Consider the following 15694-nt stretch of genomic DNA (forward strand, 5'->3'; position numbering starts at 1 on the left):
GGAAGGTCACCCGTGCGTCACCGGTTACCGGCCGTCTCCGACAGCCGCTTCATCGTCGCGATGCGCGCGCCGATCAGGTCGATACGACCATCCTCGCCGACGAGCGGCGCTGTGGCGTCGCGGTACGCGATCCAAGCGCGCTGTGCATGCACGAGCGTCGCCGCCGAATGCGCAGGCATCTTGCGCCGCAGCTTCTGGTAATAGCGGTTCAGGTCGAACAGCGCATGCTCGCACGCGGCGTCCTGCTCGCACGGCCGGATCCGGCGCACGGGGTCGCGCGCAGCATTCGATGTGCCGCCCTGTGTGCCGTTCGCCGCGGCGCTAGCCGCAATGCTCGACGCGCCGCCCGTGCTGGCTGCCGCCGGCTGCGATCCGCCGTTCGGCGCGGGCGCGGGCGCCGGCGCATAGCGATCGGCGGCCGAACGCAGCGCGAGCGCGCGTTCGCGCACGGGCTGCAGCTGCATGTCGGCGCTCGCCATCGTGTACGCGGTGCCGCGCGTCGTGTCGTACACGGCCTTCAGCAGATGCGCTTCGTCCTTGCGCCACGTGAGCCAGCGCCGCTGGCTCTCCTGCCAGCCGCGCTTCGCGTCGTCGGGTGCGTCGTTCAGCAGGCGCTGGTAGGCGCCGTCCATCACCGTCTGCCACTGCTGCAGCGCTTCGCCCATGCACTGGATCTGGCCGGCCGGCGACGAGCGGTCGCGCCGGGCCAGACACTGCCGCATCGCCACGTCGACCGGGTCGGCCGCCGCGACTTCCGCATGCGCGGCACCTGACCAGGCCGACCAGGCTGCCAAGGCGACGAGCGCGGCCGCGGCCGTGCGCATCGTCCCGATTCGATTCCGCGCCATCGTCAATCGCGCACGCAGTCGACGAAATACTCGACGCGCCCGTTCACCTCTTCCGCGACGAGGCCGTGGATGTCGGTGTGGAACCCCGGGAAGCGCTCGTTGAAGTCACGCGCGAACCGCAGGTAGTTGACGATCGTCTTGTTGAAGCGCTCGCCCGGGATCAGCAGCGGAATGCCCGGCGGGTACGGCGTCAGCAGGATGCTCGTCACGCGGCCTTCGAGCTCGTCGAGCGGCACGCGGTCGATCTTGCGGTGCGCGAGCTTCGCGAACGCGTCCGACGGCTTCATCGCGGGCTCCATGTCCGACAGGTACATCTCGGTCGTCAGACGCGCGATGTCGTTCGCACGGTACACGTCGTGGATCTGCGTGCACAGGTCGCGCAGGCCGACGCGCTCGTAGCGCGGATGCTGCGCGACGAATTCCGGCAGCACGCGCCACAGCGGCTGGTTGTTGTCGTAGTCGTCCTTGAACTGCTGCAACTCGGTCACCATCGAGTTCCAGCGGCCCTTCGTGATGCCGATCGTGAACATGATGAAGAACGAGTACAGGCCCGTCTTCTCGACGATGATCCCGTGCTCGGCGAGGTACTTCGTGACGATCGCGGCCGGGATGCCCGTCTCGCCGAATTCGCCGTCGACGTCGAGCCCCGGCGTGATGATCGTCGCCTTGATCGGGTCGAGCATGTTGAAGCCTTCCGCGAGCGGGCCGAAGCCGTGCCAGTGGTCGTTCGGCTTCAGCATCCAGTCGTCGCGCGAGCCGATGCCTTCCTGCGACAGGTCGTCCGGGCCCCACACGCTGAAGAACCAGTCGTCGCCGTACTCGGCGTCGACCTTGCGCATCGCGCGGCGGAAATCGATCGCCTCGGCGATCGATTCCTCGACGAGCGCGGTGCCACCCGGCGGCTCCATCATCGCCGCGGCGACGTCGCACGACGCGATGATCGCGTACTGCGGGCTCGTCGACGTGTGCATCAGGTACGCCTCGTTGAAGCGGTGCTTGTCGAACGTGCGGTTCTCCGAATCCTGCACGACGATTTGCGACGCCTGCGAGATGCCCGCGAGCAGCTTGTGCGTCGAGTGCGTCGCGAACACCAGCGCGCCCGTGCGCGGACGGCCGTCGCCGATTGCGTGCATGTCGCGGTAGAAATCGTGGAACGCCGCGTGCGGCAGCCACGCTTCGTCGAAGTGCAGCGTGTCGAGCAGGTCGCCGAGCAGGTCCTTGATCATCTCGACGTTATAGATGACGCCGTCGTACGTGCTCTGCGTGATCGTCAGGATGCGCGGCTTCAGATCCGGGTTCTGGCGCAGCGCCTCGCGCGCGAACGGGTTCGCCTCGATCTTCCGGCGGATATTCTCCGGCTTGAATTCGTCGCGCGGGATCGGCCCGATGATGCCGAAGTGGTTGCGCGTCGGCGTGAGGAACACCGGAATCGCGCCCGTCATCGTGATCGCGTGCAGGATCGACTTGTGGCAGTTGCGGTCGACGAGCACGATGTCGCCGGGGGCTACCGTCGCATGCCAGACGATCTTGTTCGACGTCGACGTGCCGTTGGTCACGAAGAACAGGTGATCGGCGCTGAAGATGCGCGCGGCATTGCGCTCCGACGCCGCGACGGGGCCCGTATGGTCGAGCAGCTGGCCGAGTTCGTCCACCGCGTTGCAGACGTCCGCGCGCAGCATGTTCTCGCCGAAGAACTGGTGGAACATCTGGCCGAGCGGGTTCTTCAGGAACGCGACGCCGCCCGAGTGGCCCGGGCAGTGCCACGAGTACGAGCCTTCGTCCGCGTACTTGACCAGTTCCTTGAAGAACGGCGGCGACAGCGAGTCGAGATAGACCTTCGCTTCGCGGATGATGTGGCGCGCGACGAACTCCGGCGTGTCCTCGAACATGTGGATGAAGCCGTGCAGTTCGCGCAGGATGTCGTTCGGCAGGTGGCGCGACGTGCGCGTCTCGCCGTACAGGAAGATCGGGATGTCCGCATTGCGGCGGCGCACTTCGGTCACGAACGCGCGCAGCTCGATGATCGCGGTCGCGAGCTCGGGCAGTTCGCCGTCCGGGCCCGTCTCGCCGAGCATGAGTTCGTCGTCGTCGATCGACAGGATGAAACACGACGCGCGGCTCGACTGCTGCGCGAACGACGTCAGATCGCCGTAGCTCGTGAGGCCGAGGACTTCGACGCCCTCTTTCTCGATTGCTTCGGCCAGCGCCCGGATGCCGGAGCCCGAGATGTTCTCGGAGCGGAAATCTTCGTCGATGATGACGACAGGAAAACGAAACTTCATGGGCGATTCTCCAAAAAGAACGACCGCGGCGCTTCACGCGCGGCGGTCACCCGGTAACTGGTCGGTGTTCAGCTGATATACAACCAGATCAGGTTTTCGGCAGCGTGACACCGCGTTGGCCCTGATACTTCCCGCCGCGATCCGCGTACGACACGTCGCACACTTCGTCGCTCTCGAAGAAAAGGACCTGGGCGACGCCTTCATTCGCGTAGATCTTCGCGGGCAGCGGCGTCGTGTTCGAGAATTCCAGCGTGACGTAGCCTTCCCACTCGGGTTCGAACGGCGTCACGTTGACGATGATCCCGCAGCGCGCGTAGGTCGACTTGCCGAGGCAGACCGTCAGCACGGTGCGCGGAATCCGAAAATATTCGACGGTGCGGGCCAGCGCGAACGAGTTCGGCGGGATGATGCACACGTCGCCCTTGAAATCGACGAACGAGCCCTCGTCGAAGTTCTTCGGATCGACGATCGTCGAGTTGATGTTCGTGAAGATCTTGAATTCGTCGGCGCAGCGGATGTCGTAGCCGTAGCTCGAGGTGCCGTAGCTGACGATCCTGCGGCCGTCCTCGGACGCGCGAACCTGACCGGGCTCGAACGGCTCGATCATCTTGTGCTCTTCGGCCATGCGCCGGATCCACTTGTCGGACTTGATGCTCATATCGGGGCGCCAGGAGACGCTGCGTGACGGTAATCGAGGTAAGCGAAGGCCACCGCGAGGTAAACGAAGACCACCGGTTCAGTGCGGCGGCCGGGAAAGGCGCACATTTTACGCGATCATCGGCATGCGCATGCGGTGCCGCTCAACGAATCACGCCACACGCGAGCGCGGGCCCCGCGCCGTGCTGCGGGAACGCGGGATCGCTCGGGTCGCGATGCACGAGCGCCGAGCGGTTCAGCGCCGAACGAACGCCGTCGAGGGCCAGATCGGGCGCGACGATGAAGCCTGTTGCGACGCCGTTCGCGTCCGCGTGGATGTTGCCGAGGTCGCCCGCGACGCGGGCGCCCGCGCGCAGCCGGTCAGCAGCCGGCGCAAACACCTGGCCGGCGCTCGAGCCGTCGCCCGCATTGCAATCGCCGCGCTCGTGCACCTGCAGCGCGTGGTCGCTGTTCGGCGGCAGACCCACCAGGTTGTAGGTAACCTGCACGCCGTCCGGACGCTCGACGAGCGTCACCGTGCCGCGCGTCTGCGAGCCGACCGTCGGCTGCAGCTGCGCGTCGCCGCGCTTCTCGTGCGTCGACGAAAAGGAAGTACAGCCGGCCAGCAAGGCCAGCGCGGCGGCGGCCAGCAGCGCGTGGCACGCGCCGCCGGCGCGCGCGCCGTGATGTCGTTGATTCATGCGATCCTCATGCCGGCAGGCAGCCATCTGACACGGCGCCCACCGGGCGGGTAAAGGGACCCTGGAAAAGTCGCCATGATACCGCGCCTTGCGGCGCCGTAAACAGCGTCCGGCCCCGTCCCGCAAGGGTTTTACGTATTTTGAACAACGATGCTCGGGAACTTCGACGTCATGTCGCGTGCGCGCTCCGCGATCGCGAGCGCGACGCCGCGCGCAATCTCGCGATAGCGCCGCGCGAGCTTGCCGTCCGGATCGGCCGCGACCGTCGGCGCGCCGCTGTCGGCCTGCTCGCGGATCGCGATGTCGAGCGGCAGACTGCCGAGCACGTTCACACCGTAGTCCTTCGACATCCGCTCCGCGCCACCCGCGCCGAAGATGTGCTCCTCATGGCCGCAGTTCGAGCAGACGTGGATGCTCATGTTCTCGACGATGCCGAGAATCGGAATGCCGACTTTCTCGAACATCTTCAGGCCCTTCTTCGCATCGAGCAGCGCGATGTCCTGCGGCGTCGTGACGATCACCGCGCCCGTCACCGGCACGCGCTGCGCGAGCGTGAGCTGGATGTCGCCGGTGCCCGGCGGCATGTCGACGATCAGATAGTCGAGGTCGCGCCAGTTGGTCTGGCGCAGCAACTGTTCGAGCGCCGACGTCGCCATCGGGCCACGCCACACCATCGGGTTGTCCTCGTCGATCAGGAAGCCGATCGAGTTCGCCTGCAGCCCGTGGCCGACGAGCGGGTTCATCGACTGGTTGTCCGGCGACTCGGGCCGCTGGCCGTGGATGCCAAGCATGGTCGGCAGCGACGGGCCGTAGATGTCGGCGTCGAGGATGCCGACCGACGCGCCTTCCGCGGCGAGCGCGAGCGCGAGGTTGACGGCCGTCGTGCTCTTGCCGACGCCGCCCTTGCCCGACGCGACCGCGACGATGTTCTTCACGTTCGGCAGCAGCTTCACGCCGCGCTGCACGGTGTGCGCGACGATATCCTGCGAGATGTTCACACGCGCGTCGCGCACGCCCGGCACGCTCTTCAGCGCGGCGGCGACGCGCGCGCGCACGTCGTCGTGCTGGCTCTTCGCCGGATAGCCGAGCACGACGTCGACGCTCACCGCGTCGCCGTCGATCGCCACGTTGCGCACCCCTTTGCCGGCCGCGTACGGACGGCCCGTATTGGGATCAGCGACAGCCGCGAGTGCGGCGTCGACGAGGGCCCGGTCAATGCTCATCAAAACTCCGTGAAAACGTTTTTTTCGCGCTCAAACGTCAAGAAATATCAAATAACGCGGCGAAAATCGGGAAAAGTGAAAGAATCTGTTGCATGCCATTGCGCGAACGCGCGAGCCGGCGCAATCTTCGCGTGCGGCACGCTATGGGGCCAAATCGACCTCGTACCGCCTATATTGTAGAGGCTGACGCGTCGCGCTGCCCGAACAGCCACGCTGCCGGGCAGGGCATGCGGTTGCCTTCCGCGGCCGCCGCGAGAGCAGGACCCTCCTTCCTTTTCCGGACGGGCCTGCCTGGGAGCCGTAACTGTTGTCGTTGTCGACTCGTTCAACCAAGAGAGGAATCCAACATGAGCATGAAAATCGCGACCCGCCTGTCCGTCTTCGCGCTGGCCGGTGCACTGCTGGCCGGCTGCGCGACGCAGCAAGGCGCCAACACGGCCGTCGGCACCGGCACGGGCGCCGCACTCGGCGCCGGGATCGGCGCGCTGGCGGGCGGCGGCAAGGGCGCAGCGATCGGCGCGGGTGTCGGCGCGCTCGTCGGCGGCGTGACGGGCTACAACTGGCAAGCGATCAAGAACAAGCTCGCGCCGTCGGCGGCGCAGACGGGCACCCAGGTGACCGAGCAGCCGGACGGCTCGCTGAAGCTGAACGTGCCGAGCTCGGTGACGTTCGCGACGAACCAGTACGCGATCACGCCGGCGTTCACGCCGCTGCTGAACGACCTGGCGACGACGCTGAACCAGAACCCGCGCGTCACCGCGTCGGTGGTCGGCTACACCGACAGCACGGGCTCGGCTTCGCTGAACCAGACGCTGTCGCAGAACCGTGCGCAGAGCGTCGTCAACGCGCTCACGCAGCGCGGCGTCGCGGGCGGCCGCCTGTCGGCGCAGGGCATGGGCCCGTCGAACCCGGTCGCCGACAACGCGACCGAAGCCGGCCGCGCCCAGAACCGCCGCGTCGAAATCTACCTGCGCGCTGCCCAGCAGTAAGCGCACACAAGCGTGGAATGCGCGGGCGCGCCGCCCGCACGCCCCGCCAGACAAGGCTTCCGGCGGGACAAGTAACAATTCGAAAAAAATTTCGAACTTCTGTCGCGGACCGTGGTCTTTATTAACGGTACGCGGCTGGTGTTGCCGGCGCGTCACCATTCTCCTCTTGTCGTTGTTGCTCCGGGGCCGTATCCGCCCCGGTTTTTTTTGCCTGCACGATCCGTGCTGCATCGCAACAACGGCCGCGCGGGCACGCGTGTTGCGTCATCCTTGCCCGCCTCCGCCCCGCCTGCCGCGGCCGCCCGCCTGCCCGGCCCGCGCCCCTGCTAGAATCGCAGTTTCCCGAAGCTTCCCCGCTGTTCCTCTACAGACCCTATGTCCGAATCCGACCTCACTTCCGTGCAGGCCGGCGCGCCGCAAGGCCGCCGCCAGATCCTCGTCACGTCCGCGCTGCCGTACGCCAACGGCCAGATCCACATCGGCCACCTGGTCGAGTACATCCAGACCGACGTCTGGGTGCGGACGCTGCGAATGCACGGCCATGAGGTCTACTACATCGGCGCCGACGATACGCACGGCACGCCGGTGATGCTGCGCGCCGAGAAGGAGGGCCTGACGCCGAAGCAGCTGATCGACCGCGTCTGGACCGAGCACAAGCGCGACTTCGACAGCTTTGGCGTGTCGTTCGACAACTTCTACTCGACCGACTCGGACGAGAACCGCGTGCTGAGCGAGAAGATCTATCTCGCGCTGAAGGAAAACGGCCTGATCGCCGAGCGCGAGATCGAGCAGGCGTACGACCCCGTCAAGGAAATGTTCCTGCCGGACCGCTTCATCAAGGGCGAGTGCCCGAAGTGCCACGCGAAGGACCAGTACGGCGACAGCTGCGAAGTGTGCGGCTCGACCTACCTGCCGACCGAGCTGCTGAACCCGTATTCGGTCGTATCGGGCGCGACGCCGGTGCGCAAGACGTCGAAGCACTACTTCTTCCGCCTGTCCGACCCGCGCTGCGAAACCTTCCTGCGCGACTGGGTGAGCGGCCTCGCGCAGCCGGAAGCGACCAACAAGATGCGCGAATGGCTCGGCGACGCCGGCGAGGCCAAGCTCGCCGACTGGGACATCTCGCGCGACGCGCCCTACTTCGGCTTCGAGATCCCGGGCGCACCTGGCAAGTACTTTTACGTGTGGCTCGACGCGCCGGTCGGCTACTACGCGAGCTTCAAGAACCTGTGCGACCAGCGCGGCATCGATTTCGACGCGTGGATCCGCAAGGGCTCGACCGCCGAGCAGTACCACTTCATCGGCAAGGACATCCTGTACTTCCACACACTGTTCTGGCCCGCGATGCTCGAGTTCTCGGGCCACCGCACGCCGAACAACGTGTTCGCGCACGGCTTCCTGACGGTCGACGGCGCGAAGATGTCGAAGTCGCGCGGCACGTTCATCACCGCGCAGAGCTACATCGACACGGGCCTGAACCCCGAGTGGCTGCGCTACTACTTCGCCGCGAAGCTGAACGCGACGATGGAAGACCTCGACCTGAACCTCGACGACTTCCAGGCGCGCGTGAACAGCGATCTGGTCGGCAAGTACGTGAACATCGCGAGCCGCGCGGCGGGCTTCCTGATCAAGCGCTTCGACGGCCGCGTGCAGGACAGCGCGATGAACCACCCGCTCGTCGCGAAGCTGCGCGACGCGATTCCCGGGATCGCCGCGCACTACGAGGCGCGCGAATACGGCCGCGCGCTGCGCCACACGATGGAGCTCGCGGACGAAGTGAACGCGTACGTCGACGGCGCGAAGCCGTGGGAGCTCGCGAAGGATCCGGCCAATGCGGTCGCGCTGCACGAAACCTGCAGCGTGAGCCTCGAAGCGTTCCGCCTGCTGTCGCTCGCGCTGAAGCCGGTGATGCCGCGCGTGGCGGAAGCGGTCGAGAAGTTCTTCGGCATCGCGCCGCTCGCGTGGGCCGACGCCGCGAAGCCGCTGTCGTCCGAACAGCCGATCAACGCGTACCAGCACCTGATGACCCGCGTCGACGCGAAGCAGATCGACGCGCTGCTCGCCGCGAACCGCGATTCGCTGCAGGCCGAGCAGACGGGTGCGGCAGCAGCCGGCGCGAATGCCGCAAATGCCGCGAAGGCGACCGTCAAGGCGAACAACAAAGCGAACGCGAAACCCGCCGCTAACGGCACGGACGGCGCGGACAACGGCGACGCGCCCATCTCGATCGACGATTTCGCGAAGATCGACCTGCGGATCGCGAAGATCGTCGCGTGCCAGGCGGTCGAAGGGTCGGACAAGCTGCTGCAGCTCACGCTCGACGTCGGCGAGGAGAAGACCCGCAACGTGTTCTCGGGGATCAAGTCCGCGTACCAGCCGGAGCAGCTCGTCGGCAAGCTGACGGTGATGGTCGCGAACCTCGCGCCGCGCAAGATGAAGTTCGGGCTGTCCGAAGGGATGGTGCTCGCGGCGTCGGCCACCGACGAGAAGGCCGAGCCGGGCCTCTACATCCTCGAGCCGCATAGCGGCGCGAAGCCCGGCATGCGCGTGAAGTAAGCGGCGCGCGGGCGCATGGCCGCCCGCCGCCTGTCGTCACGTCAGAAAAAACCCCGCGCGATTCCAGTCGCCGCGGGGTTTTTTATTGCCGCTGCACGCGCGCCGCCGTCACCGCCGGCCGAACCACCGGTCGAAGCGCCGCGTGTAGTTCAGGTCGACGCCCTGGAACGTGCCGCCATACCCGGACACCGACCAGAAGCGCGTCAGGTTGATCGTCGCCTTGAACGCGTTGCTCGCGGACTGCAGCCCCTGCTCGTAGCCGAGCACGAAGCGTTCGTTGATCGCCTTCGAGATCTGCACGACCTGCGGGTCGGTCAGGCCGACGTCGCTGCGGCCGATCGAGAACTCGTCGAGGCCGATGCTCTGCGCGACGCGCTTGCCGGTCGCGCTGCCGAGCAGCGCGAGCGCGGTCGTCATCGTGTTCTGCTGGCCGAGGTTGTTGCCCTGGTCGGTGCCATGGCCGAACAGCAGCCACGACAGCTTCTCGTTGTCGGACACGTTCGGCTCCGACACGAGCTTGACCGTCGGCGACTGCACCGTGCCCGTCACCTGCACGCCGGCCTCGACCTCCTGGTTGCGCCGCATCGCAAGGATGTTGATCCCCGGGTTCGACACCGGGCCGTTGAACGTGAAGAAGCCGTTCTCGATCGCGAGCTTGCGGCCGAACGACGTGTACGTCGAGCCTTCCGTCACGCGCACGTTGCCGACCGCGCGCAACGGCACGCCGGGCGCGCTCATCACGGTGATCGTGCCGCGCAGCCCGAGATCCGCGCCGTGCCCCTTAAAGCGGAAGTCGTTGCCGAGGCCGATGTCGATGTTCGCGCGCGGCGCGAGCGACGGCGCCGGCTTGTCCTCGGCCGGCTGCGGCTTCGCGATCGCGGTACCCGTCTGCGTCTCGCCGCGCACCGTGCCGTCCGGCCGCACGATCACGACGTCGTCGGACAGGTGCGGCGCCCCCTGTTCCGGCAGGTCGAACAGCGCGCGATCGACGACGAACTTGCCGTCGATCGCGAGCCCGCCGCGCGGCCCTTCGTTCGCGACCGTCGCCTTGCCCGACAGCGACAGCTTGCGGTCCGGCGCCGCGAACAGCTCGAGCTTGTCGGCGACGATGCTCGCGGTCAGGTCCGGCGCTTCGTTGTCGAGCCGCACGCGGCCGATCGCGCGCAGCGTGCCGTCGCCGCCGTGGAACTCGACCTGCTGGAATTCGACGAGATTCTCCGACAGCTTGATCCTGACGATGCCGTCCTTCAGTTGCACCCCCTGGTCGACGAGCGTCGCGGACAGTTCGTCGCCCGTCAGCATCCCGGACAGGCTCGGCTTCGCCGGCGTGCCTGCCACCGTCAGCTTCAGCGCCGCGCGCCCGCCAAGCAGGTAGCTCGGCCCGAACAGGTTGCCGGTGGTCTTCAGCGACGGGATGTCCGCGTCGATCCGGCCCGACAGCGCGCCGTCGTCCGCGACCGCGAGCACGCCGTCGCGCGGCGCGAACGGCACCGCGACGTTCGCGTCGAGCGTGCCGACCCGGTTCGCCTTGCCCTGCGCCGTCACGTTCAGCCGGTTGCCCGCGCCGAACGCGGCGCGGGCCTGCAGATCCGTCAGCCCGAGCGATGCGATGCCGCGGCCGGTTTCGACCGTCACGTCGCCGCTGCGCCGCTTGACCTGGACATGGCCGGTCGCGGTCGCGCCGAGCGAAAAATCCCAGTCGGCGTCGAGCACGACATCGGTGCGCACCGGCGGGCGGGCGCCCGTCAGTTCCTGGCGGACCTCGAGGAAGCGCGCGACCGACGCGCCGCTCACCGAGCCCGCCGAGCGCAGCTGGCCGTGGTCGAACGCGAACGACTTCAGGTCGATCGCCGCGCCTTCGAGCGTCAGACGCGCCGCGCCGAGCGTCACGCGCCCGGCGCCCGCCGACACCGTGAGCGGCGTCTCGAGCGCGACGGCCGGCGTGCCGCGGTTCGCAAGGCGCGTCACGGTGCCGTCCCAGCGCATCCCGTCGCGGTTCTCCACGACGCCGCCGTTCGCGGCGAGCGTCAGGTCGATCACGCGGCCGCCGGCCATGCCGAGCGCCGACGCGTCGAGCGTGTGCTTCGCGCGCGTGCCGTCGAGGTTCGCGCGCAGTGTCTTCAGCTGCAGCGAGCCGAGCGCGACGTTGCTCGCGTCGACCGTGAACACGAGCGCGCCGTGCGCGCCGTCGCGGATGTCGGCGCGGCCCCGCGCGGCGCCGATCCGGTTCGAACCGACCACCACGCCTTCGGCCTTGTAGGTCGCCGTCACGTTCGGATGCGCGAAGCTGCCCGTCAGGTCGCCCTGCGCCTCGACGAGCCCCGCGACGCCGAAGCCGAGCCGGTCGAGTTGCGGCGCATCGATCGCGAAGCGCAGGCGGTCGCCGGGCGCGCCGAAGCTGCCGCGCAGGTCGACGCGGTTGCCCGCGATCGACAGGTTCGCGTTGCTCGGCAGGATCCGCGCGCCGGCGAGCTGCACGACGCCCGCCCCGGTCAGCGGCACGCCGTCGTACAGGCTGTCGCCGAGCTTGAAGGTCGCCTTCGTCGACACTTGCGGCGCGAACGCGCCCGACGCGGTCAGCGTGCCGTTCACACGCGTCTCGCCGCGCTTCGCGGGCGTGGCCTTCTCGGCCTTCGCGGCCTTCGTCACCTTCGCGGCCGCGCTGCCGGCGGCGGCCTTCGGCGCGCTCAACGCGGCGAGCCGCAGCGGATCGAAATTGGCGAGCGTCGCCTTCGCGTCGTAGCTCGAATGCGCGTCGTGGCGGAACACGCCGGTCAGGTCGATGCGCCCGTTGCCGGCCGTCACCCGGGCGTCGGTCAGCACCGTCTGCTGCGGCGTCAGCGCGACCTTCGCGCGCGCGCCGAGCGCGAGCTTCGGATCGTTCAGGTCGAAATCGACGGTCTGCACGCCGCTCGCGAGCGTCACGCCGACCGGCCCGCCGAGCCGCATCGGGTGCAATTCGGCGACGAACGCATTCAGGTCGAGATTGGCGACCTTCAGGTCGAAGCGGCCCTTGCCGCCCGCCAGCGTGCCGCCGCCCGTCACGCTGCCGTCGCGGATCAGCCTCAGCGCGAGGCCGTCGATCCGCTGCGTGTGCGCGTCGAGCCGGACGCTCGCCTTCGCGTCGACGACCGGCAGCAGGTGATCGCCGAGCGTGCCCGGCTTCGCGTTGACGATCGACACCGGGCCCGTCACCGCGAACGCGTGCGGATGCGCGGGATCGGCCGGCGCCGGCGCGAGCTCGGCGCGCACCGCGAGATCCGCGGCCGGTGCGCCGGGCGACAGTGCCTGCGGGTTCACATGATCGAACACGAGCGACGCGCGCGTAAGCGGCACTGCACCGAACGGCGCCGCCTCGACGTGCGCGCGCCCGTTCAGCTTCAGGCCGCTCGCGTCGACGTCGGCGACGAGCACCTCGAGCGAGCCCGATACGCGCGCGCGCGCATCGACCGGCTCGTCGGAGACCTTGCCTGCATAGGTCGCGTCACCGGTCAGCGCGAACGGCCGCACGCCGTCGAGCTTCGCGCGCGCGGTCAGTGCGCCGAACGGCGTGTCGAGCCGGTCGAGCGCGAGTTCGTGCAGGCGGCCGTCGCTACGGCCACTCAACACCAGATGGTCGAGCCGGGTCGTCGATGCGCCTTCGTGGATGGCCAGATGGTCGAAGCGCAGGTCGTCGATGCGCAGTTGCAGCGGCACGCGCAGATCCTTCGGCATGACCGTCGGCGACGGCGGGCTCGGCGCGACTCGCACATCGATCGTGCCCGCGCGCAGATAGGTGAGCGTCACGCGCAGCGGCGCGCGGGTCACCGACCAGCGGCCGTCGAGGCGGTCGATCCGCACCTCGGTGCCGGTGCCGTCCGGGCTCGTCCACGCGAACGACTTCACGTGCACGCCGGTCGCGAGTGCACCGCCCTCGAGCGTGCCGGCAAGCCGCCCGCCGAGCACGCGCACCGCCGCCTGCCATGCGAGCTGCGTGCCGCGCTCGGTCGTGACCGCGGCAAGCACGAGCCCCGCCGCGAGCACGACGACGAGCACGATGCCGACGAGCGTCCACGCGAGCCCGCGCACGAGCCGCGAACGGCGCGGCGGACGCGGCGCGTCCTCGCGCTGGTCGTCGGGCGAATCCGGATCGTGAGGCGGCGGCGGGTCGTGGGCGTCCTTCGTCATGCGGTGCGGGTTCGTTCAGGGTTTCAAAATGCGATGCCGAGCGTCAGGTAAGGTCGCACGGTGCGGTTGCGCAGCCCATATGCGATGTCGACATTGACCGGCCCGACCGGGCTGCGCCAGCGCGCGCCGATACCGACGCCCGGATAGAACACCTTCTCTCCCCATGCGTCGGTCGCGGTGCCGATGTCGAAGAACGTCGCGGCGCCCCAGTCGCGGTTGAACCAGTGCTGGTACTCGGCGGTGCCGGTCATCAGGTACTTGGTCGGCAGCACCGAGCCGTCGACGTTGTTGCCGATGCTCTGGTAGCCGTAGCCGCGAACCGAGTTCGAGCCGCCCGCGCGGAACAGCAGCGACGCCGGCACGCCCGACGAGCTGCCGCTCGTGAACACGCCGCCCAGCTCCGCGCGGAACACGAACAGGTCGCGCTTGCCGATCGGCAGGTACTGCTGGCCGCGCGCGTAGCCGCGGATGAAGGTCTGGTCGGTCAGCACGTTCTTCACCGCGAAGCCGGCTTCCGCGTGGATCAGGTTGCCCGAGCGCGGGAACAGCGGATCGTCGACGTTGCGGCGCGTCCACGCCCACTGCGGCACGAGCGCGCGGCTCATGGTCGGCCCCGCGCCGTTCTGGTCGAGCCGGTCCTGGTAGAACATCAGCGAGTATGCGTAGTCGATGAACTGTCCGGCGCGCGTGCGCTGCACGCCGATCCGCGCGCTGTAGATGCGCGTGTCCGACACGTTGGTGTTCGTGTACGACGCGAGTACGCTGTTGGTCCACGCGCGCGGCCCCGGCGGCATCGACAGCTGGATCTGGCCGTACTGCTGGATCTGGTCGACCCGGCCCGATAGCGTGAGCGGCCAGGCCGCGCCGAACGTGTCGAGGTACGTGTACGAGCCCTGGATGTGCGGGCCCGTGTCGGTCGCATAGCCAACCCCGCCGCGCACGCTGTTGTACGGATACTCGCTGACCTTCACGTGCACGGGCGTCTTGTCCGGCTTCGCGGTGTCGTCGCCGACGTCGATCGCCACACTCGCGTAGTACGGCGTGTTCTGCAGCTGCCGCTGCAGCTCGGTGATCCGCTGCACGTCGTAGATCTCGCCTTCGGACAGCGGATTGACGTTCGCGACGATCTTCTCCGGATAGCGGCGCACGCCTTCGACGTCGACCTTGCCGATCGTGAAGGTCGGGCCGCTGTCGAACGTGACGGCGAGCGTCGCGCGCTGCGTGCGCGAATCGACGCGGGCCTCGGACGCGGTGATCTTCGCGCCGAGATAGCGGTGCGACTGCAGTTGCCTGAGCGCCGCGCTCTTCGCAGTGTCCCACCCTGCCTGCGTGAACGGGTCGCCATTCTTCAGCGAGAACGCGAAACGCGTCGCGGCCTCCTGCTTCGGGTCCTCCGTGCCGACCGGCCCCTTGAAGGTCAGCTCGACCGACGACACGACCGTCTGCGGCCCCGGATCGACCGACACCTTCACGTCGCGCTTGCCGTTGCGCGTGCGCACGTCGGTGCGCACGACCGGCGAGAAATAGCCTTCCGTCGCGGTCAGGTCACGCACCTGCTGCGGGGTGGCGGTCACGAGGAAGTCGAACTGGTCGTCGCTGACGTCGTCGCGCTTGCCGAAGCGCGCGATGTCGAGGTGGGACTTGAGGAGCTTGCGGATCGTGCGCGGCGCGTCGATCTCGACGTCGTACTTCGCGTAGGCGGGCAGCGACGCAAGCGCCGCGATGCAGGCGAGGAGCACGCTCGCGGCGCGGGCCGCGCCGCCGTCGCCGCGCGCCGCGCCGGCCCGGCCCGCCTGCCGCCCGGCGTCATGCGCCGCGTTTCGTTGCTGATTCGCCTGCCCCGCCAAATATGACCTCGCCCTCGTTGATGTTCGAATTGATGGGAAACCCTGTATTTGACCACACGGACGCCATCGCACCGCCATACGCGCGCCATTGACGCTTGCGCGCAACGGCGCGCGAATGGTGCACGAACGGCGGTGCGGCGCCAGTCCGCGTTTCGACGTGCGTTTCGCGCCGGCTGTTCCCCGCGATGCGGTAAAATCCCGCCATCCCACATTCCGGCGCACCGCGCGCCGCCCGTCACGGAAAGCCAAGCCATGCCGTACCAGTCCGACGTCACGCAATTCCTGAACCAGCTCAAGCAGCAGAAGCCGACGCTCGAAGAAGAGCAGCGCAAGGGCCGCGCGCTTCTGTGGGACAAGCAGCCGATCGACCTCGACGAGCGCGCAGCGCAACAGGATTCGCGCGTGAAGCAGACGTCCTACGTCTATTACCAGAATTTCTGACGTC

General features: G+C 68.2%; 10 protein-coding genes. 3 read left to right on the forward strand and 7 right to left on the reverse strand.

Annotated features, from left to right (window positions below):
- Positions 1 to 17: 17 nt before the first annotated feature.
- The 5 genes from DID96_RS02825 to apbC form a co-directional block, all read right to left on the reverse strand.
- Complete coding sequence (locus tag DID96_RS02825) at positions 18 to 824, reverse strand: lysozyme inhibitor LprI family protein (RefSeq protein ID WP_124597742.1); 807 nt, start codon at positions 822 to 824, stop codon at positions 18 to 20.
- A gap of 26 nt (positions 825 to 850) precedes the next feature.
- On the reverse strand, positions 851 to 3130 hold the full coding sequence (locus tag DID96_RS02830) for an arginine/lysine/ornithine decarboxylase (RefSeq protein ID WP_124597743.1): 2280 nt from the start codon (positions 3128 to 3130) through the stop codon (positions 851 to 853).
- Positions 3131 to 3218: 88 nt separating this feature from the next.
- Entirely contained in the window at positions 3219 to 3788 is a 570-nt protein-coding gene (gene dcd, locus DID96_RS02835) for a dCTP deaminase (protein WP_124597744.1), read from the reverse strand.
- A 142-nt stretch (positions 3789 to 3930) separates the two neighbouring features.
- Positions 3931 to 4467 carry a superoxide dismutase family protein gene (locus DID96_RS02840; RefSeq protein ID WP_124597745.1) on the reverse strand — a complete coding sequence of 179 codons (537 nt, stop codon included), beginning with the start codon at positions 4465 to 4467 and terminating at the stop codon, positions 3931 to 3933.
- Positions 4468 to 4598: 131 nt separating this feature from the next.
- Complete coding sequence (gene apbC / locus DID96_RS02845) at positions 4599 to 5690, reverse strand: iron-sulfur cluster carrier protein ApbC (protein ID WP_124597746.1); 1092 nt, start codon at positions 5688 to 5690, stop codon at positions 4599 to 4601.
- A 347-nt stretch (positions 5691 to 6037) separates the two neighbouring features.
- Here apbC and DID96_RS02850 point away from each other — a divergent pair, with 347 nt between their 5' ends.
- Both DID96_RS02850 and metG read left to right on the forward strand, forming a co-directional pair.
- A complete protein-coding gene (locus DID96_RS02850) occupies positions 6038 to 6679 on the forward strand; it encodes an OmpA family protein (protein WP_124597747.1) in 642 nt (213 codons plus the stop codon).
- A 375-nt stretch (positions 6680 to 7054) separates the two neighbouring features.
- Entirely contained in the window at positions 7055 to 9235 is a 2181-nt protein-coding gene (gene metG, locus DID96_RS02860) for a methionine--tRNA ligase (RefSeq protein WP_124597748.1), read from the forward strand.
- Between the two features lie 108 nt (positions 9236 to 9343).
- On the opposite strand, the gene DID96_RS02865 is transcribed toward metG, so the two are convergent.
- Together DID96_RS02865 and DID96_RS02870 are read right to left on the reverse strand one after the other, a co-directional pair.
- The gene (locus tag DID96_RS02865) at positions 9344 to 13402 is read right to left on the reverse strand and encodes a translocation/assembly module TamB domain-containing protein (protein WP_124597749.1); all 4059 of its coding nucleotides are present in this window, start codon (positions 13400 to 13402) and stop codon (positions 9344 to 9346) included.
- 23 nt (positions 13403 to 13425) lie between these two features.
- Positions 13426 to 15249, reverse strand: coding sequence for an autotransporter assembly complex family protein (locus tag DID96_RS02870; protein ID WP_124597750.1), 1824 nt, complete (start codon positions 15247 to 15249; stop codon positions 13426 to 13428).
- Between the two features lie 252 nt (positions 15250 to 15501).
- On the opposite strand from DID96_RS02870, the gene DID96_RS02875 reads away from it, so the two are divergent.
- The gene (locus DID96_RS02875; RefSeq protein ID WP_010091005.1) at positions 15502 to 15690 is read left to right on the forward strand and encodes a DUF3460 family protein; all 189 of its coding nucleotides are present in this window, start codon (positions 15502 to 15504) and stop codon (positions 15688 to 15690) included.
- Positions 15691 to 15694: the final 4 nt, after the last annotated feature.

The sequence above is a fragment of the Burkholderia sp. Bp8963 genome, assembly GCF_003854275.1.
Lineage (GTDB): Bacteria > Pseudomonadota > Gammaproteobacteria > Burkholderiales > Burkholderiaceae > Burkholderia.

Coding starts and splice junctions, on each gene's coding strand:
- DID96_RS02840 (WP_124597745.1), bottom strand. CDS start 4,467: ATGAATCAACGACATCACGGCGCGCGCGCCGGCGGCGCGTGCCACGCG.
- apbC (WP_124597746.1), bottom strand. CDS start 5,690: ATGAGCATTGACCGGGCCCTCGTCGACGCCGCACTCGCGGCTGTCGCT.
- DID96_RS02865 (WP_124597749.1), bottom strand. CDS start 13,402: ATGACGAAGGACGCCCACGACCCGCCGCCGCCTCACGATCCGGATTCG.
- dcd (WP_124597744.1), bottom strand. CDS start 3,788: ATGAGCATCAAGTCCGACAAGTGGATCCGGCGCATGGCCGAAGAGCAC.
- DID96_RS02825 (WP_124597742.1), bottom strand. CDS start 824: ATGCGCACGGCCGCGGCCGCGCTCGTCGCCTTGGCAGCCTGGTCGGCC.
- metG (WP_124597748.1), top strand. CDS start 7,055: ATGTCCGAATCCGACCTCACTTCCGTGCAGGCCGGCGCGCCGCAAGGC.
- DID96_RS02850 (WP_124597747.1), top strand. CDS start 6,038: ATGAGCATGAAAATCGCGACCCGCCTGTCCGTCTTCGCGCTGGCCGGT.
- DID96_RS02830 (WP_124597743.1), bottom strand. CDS start 3,130: ATGAAGTTTCGTTTTCCTGTCGTCATCATCGACGAAGATTTCCGCTCC.
- DID96_RS02875 (WP_010091005.1), top strand. CDS start 15,502: ATGCCGTACCAGTCCGACGTCACGCAATTCCTGAACCAGCTCAAGCAG.